The following is an 8,756-nucleotide window of genomic DNA, read 5'->3' on the forward strand; positions in this document are numbered from 1 at the left end:
TTCTTTTAATGTAAAATGGAGACGATTTGAGAATATAAAGATAGGAGTAGATAAAATATGTTAAGTAGTGCTAATCACAGAAAATTAATTATACTAGTATTCTTCATGATGTTGATTTTTGGAATTACAGGTAATCTAAGAGGTCAGATTGGTCCTTTATTACAGCAGGATTATCAAATCAATCACTCTAAGTTAGGATTTGTTCTAGGGTGTATTTCCATTGGAGGAATTATAGCCAACTTTTTAAGTGGAGTATTGATACAGATCTTTAATTTAAAGAAGGTATTGATAGCAGGGATTTTGCTATCTATTATAGGATTTATATGGCTTAACTATATTAGCCAGTATTATCTACTTATTATAGTGATTTTAACTATAGGTATAGGTTTGGGGGTTTTGAATATCTCTATAAATACTTTAGCTTCTGAGGTATTTACTAAAAATAAAGGTAAGATGAATAATAGGCTCCATCTCTTTTTTGGGATAGGTGGAGTTATTACCCCCTTTTATGCTAATGCTATTTTAGGTTTTGGTTTTGAATGGGAGATGATTTATACCTTTTCAATAATACTCGTATCAGCTATTCTTATCTTTACTATCTTCTCCAAATTCCCTGAAAAGGAAAAAGCAGGTGTTAAGCAAGAAGAGAAGAAGGATATAAGTTTTAGAGGAGTACTTAAAGATGCAAGGGTAGGAATCTTTGCTTTGATGTTCTTAGCTAACGGTGGGGGAGAGTTGGGAGTTGTTACTTGGTTGATCCTTTATTTAAAAGAGATTCAAGGAAGAACAGAGATTGAAGCTGGATTTTATTTTTCACTATTCTTTATACTATTTAGTACAGGTCGTTTTTTAGCAAGTATCATAGTAGAGAGAATAGGATATTTACGTTTAGTATTTATCTCAGCAATTGGTTCATTAATCTCTGTATTATTAGGTATTCTAGGCCCTGATTCTTTTGCCATCTTTTTTGCCATATCAGGGTTATTTATAGCTACTCATTTCCCTACTATGCAGGCAACGATGTTTGAAATCTTTGATAATAACCTCCCTACTATTATTGGCTTGACAATGACTACGGGGAGTATAGGGGCTATTCTTTTAGGGAATTTATTTATTGGATTTTTCAATGATTTATTTGGTATTAAGGTTGGTTATGGGATAGTTTTATTATACTTCTTATTATTAGCAGGATTGATTATCTATTTAAATACTAGATATTTAGATAAAGAGAGTAGAGGTGTAGTAACTACTTAAAAAATATTAATCTTAATTTAAATTAAAAACATAGTTAAGTAAGAAGGGCATCTATATAGATGCCCTTTTTAAGTCTTATCAAGGCAAAGAATAATGGCTAAGTAGTGAAGAATATTATAATTATTATCCTTCGCTAACTACCAAAATTATTCTTTATAGAGCAAAATATATTGTTAAAATTAAGTTGAAATAGTAGGAAAATAACTTAAAAGTAGAATAATACTAATTTAAATTTTATAAGAATATTATAGGCTGTCTAATTTATTCAATTGCTCTAAAGTTTATAAAATTTTTATTATATATTAAAATACAGAAGTGCTCCGAAGGATAGACATTATTACATGTTTTAAGAAATGAGGTGTAATAATTATGAGATTTAAGATGTTGAAGATAATAATCTTATCTATTATTATCTTCAACTTATTTATCTCCAAATGTCTTGCAGATACGGAACTGACTTATATAACAGAAGGGAATGATAGATATATTATAGAAGGTTATCAGAGGTTTAAATCTATAGAGAGTCCAGCTGTAGGATTGGCTTTGACAGGGGGAGGAGCACCAGCATTATTTAATGTAGGTGTAATCAAAGCGTTAGAAGAGGAAGGGATCCCTATTGACCTAATTGTTGGTAGTAGTATGGGAGCAATTGTAGGTACTATGTATGGCAATGGACTACCGATAAACGTAATTGAGGAGATTTTATTGAAAGTTTCTTTTAATGATATGCTAAGGTTTAATTTTGCTAGTTCTTCTTCTCTGTTAGATACAACTAGAGTCAATAAGTTTATTGAAGAGGTTGCTCTAGCAAATAATTTAGAAGATTTTGTAGTTCCTACAGCATTACTTAGCTTTGATTTAGGTAGTGGAGACAAATACTTAGCTACCACTGGTCAAATCTCTGAGGTAATACAGAGTTCTTATTCAATTCCTTTTTACTTTCCTATGTATAATTCAGATGATAAATTCTTAGTAGATGCTGGTATAGTAGAGGTAAGCCCAGCCAAGTCCGCTAAAGTTTTAGGGGCAGATATAGTTATTGCTACTATTATTTCTGATGATTCATCATCTAAAGAGTATAACACTCCTGGTCGTTCTTTCTTTAGATATATATCACTGGTGCAGAAGAGATATACAGAGCAGATAATAGGAAACTATGCCGATATAGTAATAGAAGGTGATGTAGATGAGTACACCTTTATGGATTTTGATTCACTAAAAGAGTATATAGAAATCGGTTATAAGAGTACTAAAGCAAAACTTCCCAAGATAAAGAGATTATTAAAGAAGAAAAAAATTTCTTTAAAAGAGTATAAGATCAAAAATCAGGATATCAATTATTCTAAAAAACTTAATGATGTTAAATATGATAGGATTTTACTTGAAAAGGCTGATTTAGCTCCTGTTTTCTATTATGGCAGGGACTATTCTTTCTTTAAACAGGATTTAATCAGGTCCCCCTTATATCATTTGCAGTATGGTTTTAGATTTAGTAAAGATCATTTAGGTATAAGTGCTCTCTCTATCCCTAATAATGATAAACAAGATGGTATTGAGTTAAAATTTAGGTGGACTAAATTGACTGAAGATATTGACCTGCTTAGCAATTTTAGATATGAGAGTAATAGTAGAGATTATCTGATGGGACTGGTTTATTATGATGATAATTATACTTTTGGGGGAGGCAGAGGATATTTAAATAAAGATAGTTTTATATATTTAGATAATAATTATCAACTTAAGGCAGAGTCAATCTTATTAAGAGGGGAGAGTGATTTGCTATTTCCCTTTGAAGATAATAAACCTAAGATATTGACATCTCATCAAGGGAATTATCAATTGAGTAATATTTGGACTTTGGAACCTAAACTCATCTTCAATAATACAGAGATTATGGAATCTCCACTGATTTATCGTGGAGTAATACCTGATAAATTTGTTAAGTTACAGTTATCATTGAACTGGACTTATAACTATGAATCTATTAGTGATATGGAGATTATGGATTTATTAAAATTAACTGATATGCAGACATACTTATTTACTGATTATCAGAAAGAGGAAAGTTCATCAATAGCAGTAGGAGTGGGAAGCAAGGTTAATTTAGGATTTTTAGGTGTTAAGTTTTTAGATATAGAAGGATATTTAGCTTATGATAATCAGTTCGAAGATCTTAATTTAGGTTTTAATTTATACTATAATTTTTAGTTAGGGTAATTAATAAAAGATATGGCAGATAGTACAGGGTATATTAATATAGCTGTAAATTTAAGATGAAAATTAATTGATATATTGCGACACTTTTTTACTTCAGAGTATAATTGAGAGTGGATAGTTAATTACAAAACCTTAAATCATAAAGCTTTTAACCTTTTTACTATCAACTCAAAAAATTGTTGCTTTATCTATCTATAAAGACACATCTAAATTACATTCTAAAGTTACATATTCATAGTATTCATCATAGTTTGTATTTGAGGTTAATATTTCCTATAATGAACATAAGTGTTATATAGTTATCTTTAGGAGGTGATTATCTGAATAACAGATTAAAAGATAATTTGAATTTAAGGAGCTTTTGGTGTATCTTATTTATATGTTTAATTATTTTTATTTGGTTCAGATAACAGCACAGATTGCTTATGCTAGTTCTACAAATAATGCTCAAATTAAAATTGATTCTGAAATGAACGGTACTATGGTAATAATTGGTATCTATAATTTTATCATTCTTAGGACCATTACGTTTAGATTTATTAGCTTTAACAATTCCAATAAGTTTAATTGTATTTAAATCATGGACTAAACTTTCTACTACAGAAGTATTATCTGATTTTGCTAATAAAGCTACTATTACAGTTTTAGCAATGTTTATCTTAAGTGAGGGGGTTAAAAATAGTGGATTAGTGTAAATACTAGGTGATAAAATTGCTAAAGTAACAGGTGAAGAGGAGAGTAAGCAGTAATAATGGGGTTAAGCAGGTTTGGTAGCTGGTATCATTAATAATACCCCAGTAGTTGCAACTTTTATTCCTATGGTTACAAATTTAGCACGTAAAACAAAGGCATCACCATCTAACTAAGTTACTAATTCCCTTATCTTATGCATCTATGATGGGAGGTGAGATGGCCTTACTTGGTACATCCACTAACCTGTTGGCTAGTGATATCTCTGCTCGATTAATTGGGCATCGATTCTCTATGTTTGAATTTACTAAGTTGGGTTTTATAATACTAATAGTAGTTTTTTTATATTTATTCTTTGTAGGAAGACACTTGATCCCTAAAAGAATTGATATTGATAAAAGAAAAGGAGCTTAAGGCAGGAGATAACTTGATTATTCGTAGTAGTCATTCTACTTTGTTAAAGATAATCAGAACTGAAGGGTTGAAGTTGTTACCTGAAGTTAGGGTTAATGATAAGCACTTTGAAGAGCCAATTAAAGGTCAAAAATTATTGAAAGTTGTTGTTCCTCATGCTTCTTTTTTAGTTGGACAAACCCTTGGAGAGGTGAACTTTTTAGAAATTCCAAGAGGTAATAAACTGTCACATCAAAGGATGGATGACTTGGTAATGGAACCTGGTGATGTCTTGTTATTAATAGCTAATAACGAGACTATAAATCGGTTGCAAAAGAATAGCAATTTTATTATAAGTCAGGAATTTGACGCTGAAGATTATAATACAAATAGAATTGCAACAGTTCTAAGAATTATTAGTTCTGTAGTCTTATTAGCCGCTTTTAATATTTTGCCTATAGCTATCTCAGCATTAGGGGGAGTAATTGCGATGGTGGCTATTAATGCTGTCAATTAAAATAAAATCTATGAGGTAATAAATTGTGAGGTTATTTTTTTATTAGCTGGATTGATTCCTTTGGGGATAGCTATAGAGAAGACTGGAACTGCTAGTTACATTGCCGATAAGTTGTTGATTTATTCTAGTTCATTTCCACCCACTATAATTTTGATGTTATTTTACTTACTTACATCAATTTTGACAAATATTATTAGCAATAATATTAGTGTAGTTTTGATTTAACAGTAGCTGTAGATGCAGCTAACAAATTAGAGCTTAACCCCTTTTCTTTCATTTTATCAGTTACCTTTGCTGCTAGTACAGCTTTTATGACCCCTTTAGGATATCAAATTAATTTAATGGTATATGGTTTTGGGGGTTATAAATTTAGTGATTACATGATAGTTGGTGCCCCATTATATAGTTATCTCATTGGGAATTGCCTTCTTTTGGGGGATATAAATAAGGATAGAGTATAAATTTGGTTTAAAAGGAGGAATTAGTATTTGTGAAGTTATCTAAATTTATGAAGAAATACAAATTCAAAAATTTAAAGTATGATATTTCAGCAGGGTTATCAGTAGCAGCTATTGCTCTGCCCCAAAATATGGCTTATGCCTTAATTGTTGGTGTTGATCCTATTTATGGATTATATACGTCTATAGTCTCTATGATAGTTGCTACTTTTGTTGGTAATTCAAGTTATATGGTAGTTGGTCCTACCAATTTAATCTCTGTTGCTTTAGCTAGTGCTCTGACTAATATTGGACCAGATAACTATCTAAATATATTGTCTCTCTTAACTTTTATGATTGGTCTATTACAGATATTATTAGGGGTTTTACAATTGAGTAATCTAGTTAAATATGTTCCTCATTCTGTAATTGTAGGACTTACTACAGGCATTGCATTGCTAATTGGGGTGGGGCAGATAAGTAATATTTTAGGAATGGAGATTGATTCTGGTTTTAATCTCTTTTTTAATATTTATAACATAATTTATGGTTTAGGGGGGATAAATTACTATTCGGTAGGATTAGGAGTTTTAACATGGACAGTGATGATTGGTTCTAAAAGAATATCACCTAAGATACCTGCTTATTTATTAGCAATCTTAATCCCTATGTTATTAGTATATAGTTTCGGTTTATCTTCTAAGGTAGCAGTGGTTGATAATTTTTCTGCTTCCTTACCTAAATTTAATCTATTTGAATTTAATATTGATCAAATTAACAAGTTTTTTGCTTCAGCACTTTCTATTTCGATCTTAGGCTTCATTCAGGTGTTGTCGATTACAAAGTTCTTAGAGGATAAATCATCAGAGGAGGTAGAATTAAATAAAGAATTTATAGGACAAGGCATTATTAATTTATGTTGTTCTTTCTTTAGTAGTTTTGCTATCTCAGGTTCTTTTACTAACTCCTTCACTAATTATCAAGCAGGAGCTAAAACAAGAGTAGCTGAATTCTTTACAGCTTTAGTAATTATTCTATTTATTCTCTTATTAAGTCCATTTGTTAAGTATGTTCCTATTACTAGTTTAGCTACTTTAGTCTTAGTAGTTGCTTATTCTATGATAGATGTTAAGGACATAAAGCAAGTACTTAATGTAACTAAATTTGATATGATAGTGTTTTTGGTTACCTTTTTAACTACAATATCTACTCCCCGTTTAGACTATGCTGTTTATTTTGGAGTATTAGTCTCTTTAACATTAGTATTACGCCATACAGATAAAATCAGCTTTACTCATATGCATTATCAGACAGATAGTGAATATCCTTTTCTTCAACATAATCCTAAAGATTTAGAAGATAAGAAAGAGATATTAATTAATTTAGCAGGAAATTTGCATTTTAATTCAGCAAAAGAATTAAAGAATCAATTAAATGAAAGTTTTCTTAAAGGTAAGACCTTTATTTTAAGAATGAGAGATGTAGATGTTATTGATATAACAACTATTAAAGAATTAGATAAGTTTATTGAAAAAGTCTACAAAAATAATGGTGAAGTTTTATTAAGTGGTATTAGTACTAAGTTGTATAAGCCTTTAAGTAACTTTGGAATTGTCGAAAAGATTAGTAAAGAAAATATATTTTTTGCTAATTCATATTATTTCTCTTCTACTAAGGAAGCAATGAATAAGGCAAATCATTATAAAAATAATTAATTGGCTAAAGATTAGTACAAATAACCAAGGATTATTAATAATCCTTGGTTATTTGTATTTAATTAAAATGAGATTATTATCCCACCTTCATTAGCATATACACTACTTAATCCCCCAGTTTCAACAATAATAATATCTTTGAAGTTATACCTTTTTAGAATTTCTACTTTGAACTCTTCTGCTGTATTAGGTGCAAGAACCTTCTCTTCAAGATTCTTATCATATTCTCTGATTATATCAATTAATTTCTTAAAAGCAAGTTTAGATCCTCGGGCTTTGTCAAATAAGCTTATCTCACCATCTTCTTCACCTAGAATTGGTTTAATTGATAAGAGTGAAGCTAATTTACCTTTAACCTTATTCATTCTATCAGATTTTATAAGATTATCTAAGGATTCAAGTAAGAAGAAGGTCTTCATCTCTTTAATGTATTTATTTACTTTATCTATAATTTGTAGTTTGCTTAATCTCTGTTCTACCAATTCAGTTATCTTTAAGCTGACTAAAGCTTCTCCTATTGAAGCACTGCAAGAATCGAAGACATGTATAAACTTATCTTCAATCTCTTCTAAGAAGATATCTTTAGCTAAAAGGGCATTGTTGTAAGTGCTACTTAGTTTAGAGGTTAAAGTAACTACAAAGATGCTCTCTTCACCTTTATAAGCTTCTATAAAAGAATAGGGGGAAGGGCTAGCGGTTTTAGGGCTATCCTTACTCTCTTTCATTATTTTAAGTAGGTTTTGGACATCAAAATTTTGATCGTCCCTATATCCTATATTGTATCAATTTATTAACTGATAATACAAGACTGTATTATATCTCTATTATTCTAAAATTAATCAATAAATTTCTCTACGAAAAAGGAGAAGGCTTCTTTTTATCGTACTAGATAGAGTAGGAGAGATTATTAATATAGTTGAGAATTCACATTTAGAGATTATTTGAATAAAGATAAATTGATGGAATATTACTTGGCTATTTAAGGAAGGAGATATCTAATGCTTAATTCTGCTAAAATTAAGATTGTATTTCCCAATGGGGAGATAATTAAATGTGATGATTTGATTGCTTTGACCCGTAATTATAATAATCTTAGAGAGTTTCAACAGGTGCTTGTAGGTGATTGGAGCTTAGAGGATATAATAGATAATAAGTTATTTTTAAGTCAATTATTTGAAAATCAAATTAAAGAACATCTATCTAGTGAGGATAAGGCTATATTTGATAGTATCATTTCTAAACAAGAAGAGGTAGAAAAGGATATAAAAAGTAGATTATCCTTTGAAGAAAGAGAGTTGTATGATGTTCTATTTCCAGAAAATAAGTTGTTCATCTCAGGTAAGAACGATGAGGAGATAGATGAGGAAGGTTTGATGGATTTCTTTGAAGAATTATTAGATGATTTAGAAAATGATAAAGTTTATCAAAAGCAAAATCAAGGTCAGTCTCATTCAAAACTAGATTTTACAGATAAGATAATAGATTTAGAAGAATATAGAAAAAAGAAGTCTTATTAAAATAAGACTTCTTTTG

9 protein-coding genes are annotated in these 8,756 nt (G+C 29.8%); 8 read left to right on the forward strand and 1 reads right to left on the reverse strand.

Annotation, left to right across the window (positions count from 1 at the left end; translation table 11 throughout):
• Window positions 1–57: 57 nt before the first annotated feature.
• The 7 genes from U472_RS06185 (at window position 58) to U472_RS06210 (ending at window position 7,223) form a co-directional block, all read left to right on the forward strand.
• On the forward strand, window positions 58–1,254 hold the full coding sequence (locus U472_RS06185; RefSeq protein WP_068716583.1) for an MFS transporter: 1,197 nt from the start codon (window positions 58–60) through the stop codon (window positions 1,252–1,254).
• Between the two features lie 369 nt (window positions 1,255–1,623).
• Window positions 1,624–3,462, forward strand: coding sequence for a patatin-like phospholipase family protein (locus U472_RS06190; protein ID WP_083189780.1), 1,839 nt, complete (start codon window positions 1,624–1,626; stop codon window positions 3,460–3,462).
• 500 nt (window positions 3,463–3,962) lie between these two features.
• Window positions 3,963–4,166: a hypothetical protein gene (locus U472_RS06195; RefSeq protein ID WP_068716585.1), complete on the forward strand. Its 204-nt coding sequence runs from the start codon at window positions 3,963–3,965 to the stop codon at window positions 4,164–4,166.
• A 214-nt stretch (window positions 4,167–4,380) separates the two neighbouring features.
• Window positions 4,381–4,575, forward strand: a complete 195-nt coding sequence (locus U472_RS06200; RefSeq protein ID WP_068716587.1) for an SLC13 family permease — start codon at window positions 4,381–4,383, stop codon at window positions 4,573–4,575.
• Window positions 4,553–5,071 carry a TrkA C-terminal domain-containing protein gene (locus tag U472_RS06205; protein ID WP_068716589.1) on the forward strand — a complete coding sequence of 173 codons (519 nt, stop codon included), beginning with the start codon at window positions 4,553–4,555 and terminating at the stop codon, window positions 5,069–5,071. Before U472_RS06200 ends, U472_RS06205 begins: the two co-directional genes overlap by 23 nt.
• Window positions 5,072–5,077: 6 nt before the next feature.
• Entirely contained in the window at window positions 5,078–5,296 is a 219-nt protein-coding gene (locus U472_RS17535) for an SLC13 family permease (protein ID WP_083189781.1), read from the forward strand.
• Between the two features lie 265 nt (window positions 5,297–5,561).
• Window positions 5,562–7,223, forward strand: coding sequence for a SulP family inorganic anion transporter (locus U472_RS06210; protein WP_245684754.1), 1,662 nt, complete (start codon window positions 5,562–5,564; stop codon window positions 7,221–7,223).
• Window positions 7,224–7,285: 62 nt separating this feature from the next.
• Here U472_RS06210 and U472_RS06215 read toward each other — a convergent pair whose 3' ends face one another.
• Window positions 7,286–7,999, reverse strand: a complete 714-nt coding sequence (locus U472_RS06215; RefSeq protein ID WP_281201080.1) for a DegV family protein — start codon at window positions 7,997–7,999, stop codon at window positions 7,286–7,288.
• 222 nt (window positions 8,000–8,221) lie between these two features.
• On the opposite strand from U472_RS06215, the gene U472_RS06220 reads away from it, so the two are divergent.
• Window positions 8,222–8,740, forward strand: a complete 519-nt coding sequence (locus tag U472_RS06220) for a hypothetical protein (RefSeq protein WP_068716593.1) — start codon at window positions 8,222–8,224, stop codon at window positions 8,738–8,740.
• Window positions 8,741–8,756: the final 16 nt, after the last annotated feature.

The organism is Orenia metallireducens (assembly GCF_001693735.1).
Lineage (GTDB): Bacteria > Bacillota > Halanaerobiia > Halobacteroidales > Halobacteroidaceae > Orenia > Orenia metallireducens.

Excerpts from the sequence above, each read along its gene's own strand:
- U472_RS06185 (WP_068716583.1), top strand. The coding sequence starts at position 58 with ATGTTAAGTAGTGCTAATCACAGAAAATTAATTATACTAGTATTCTTC.
- U472_RS06190 (WP_083189780.1), top strand. The coding sequence starts at position 1,624 with ATGAGATTTAAGATGTTGAAGATAATAATCTTATCTATTATTATCTTC.
- U472_RS06200 (WP_068716587.1), top strand. The coding sequence starts at position 4,381 with ATGGCCTTACTTGGTACATCCACTAACCTGTTGGCTAGTGATATCTCT.
- U472_RS06220 (WP_068716593.1), top strand. The coding sequence starts at position 8,222 with ATGCTTAATTCTGCTAAAATTAAGATTGTATTTCCCAATGGGGAGATA.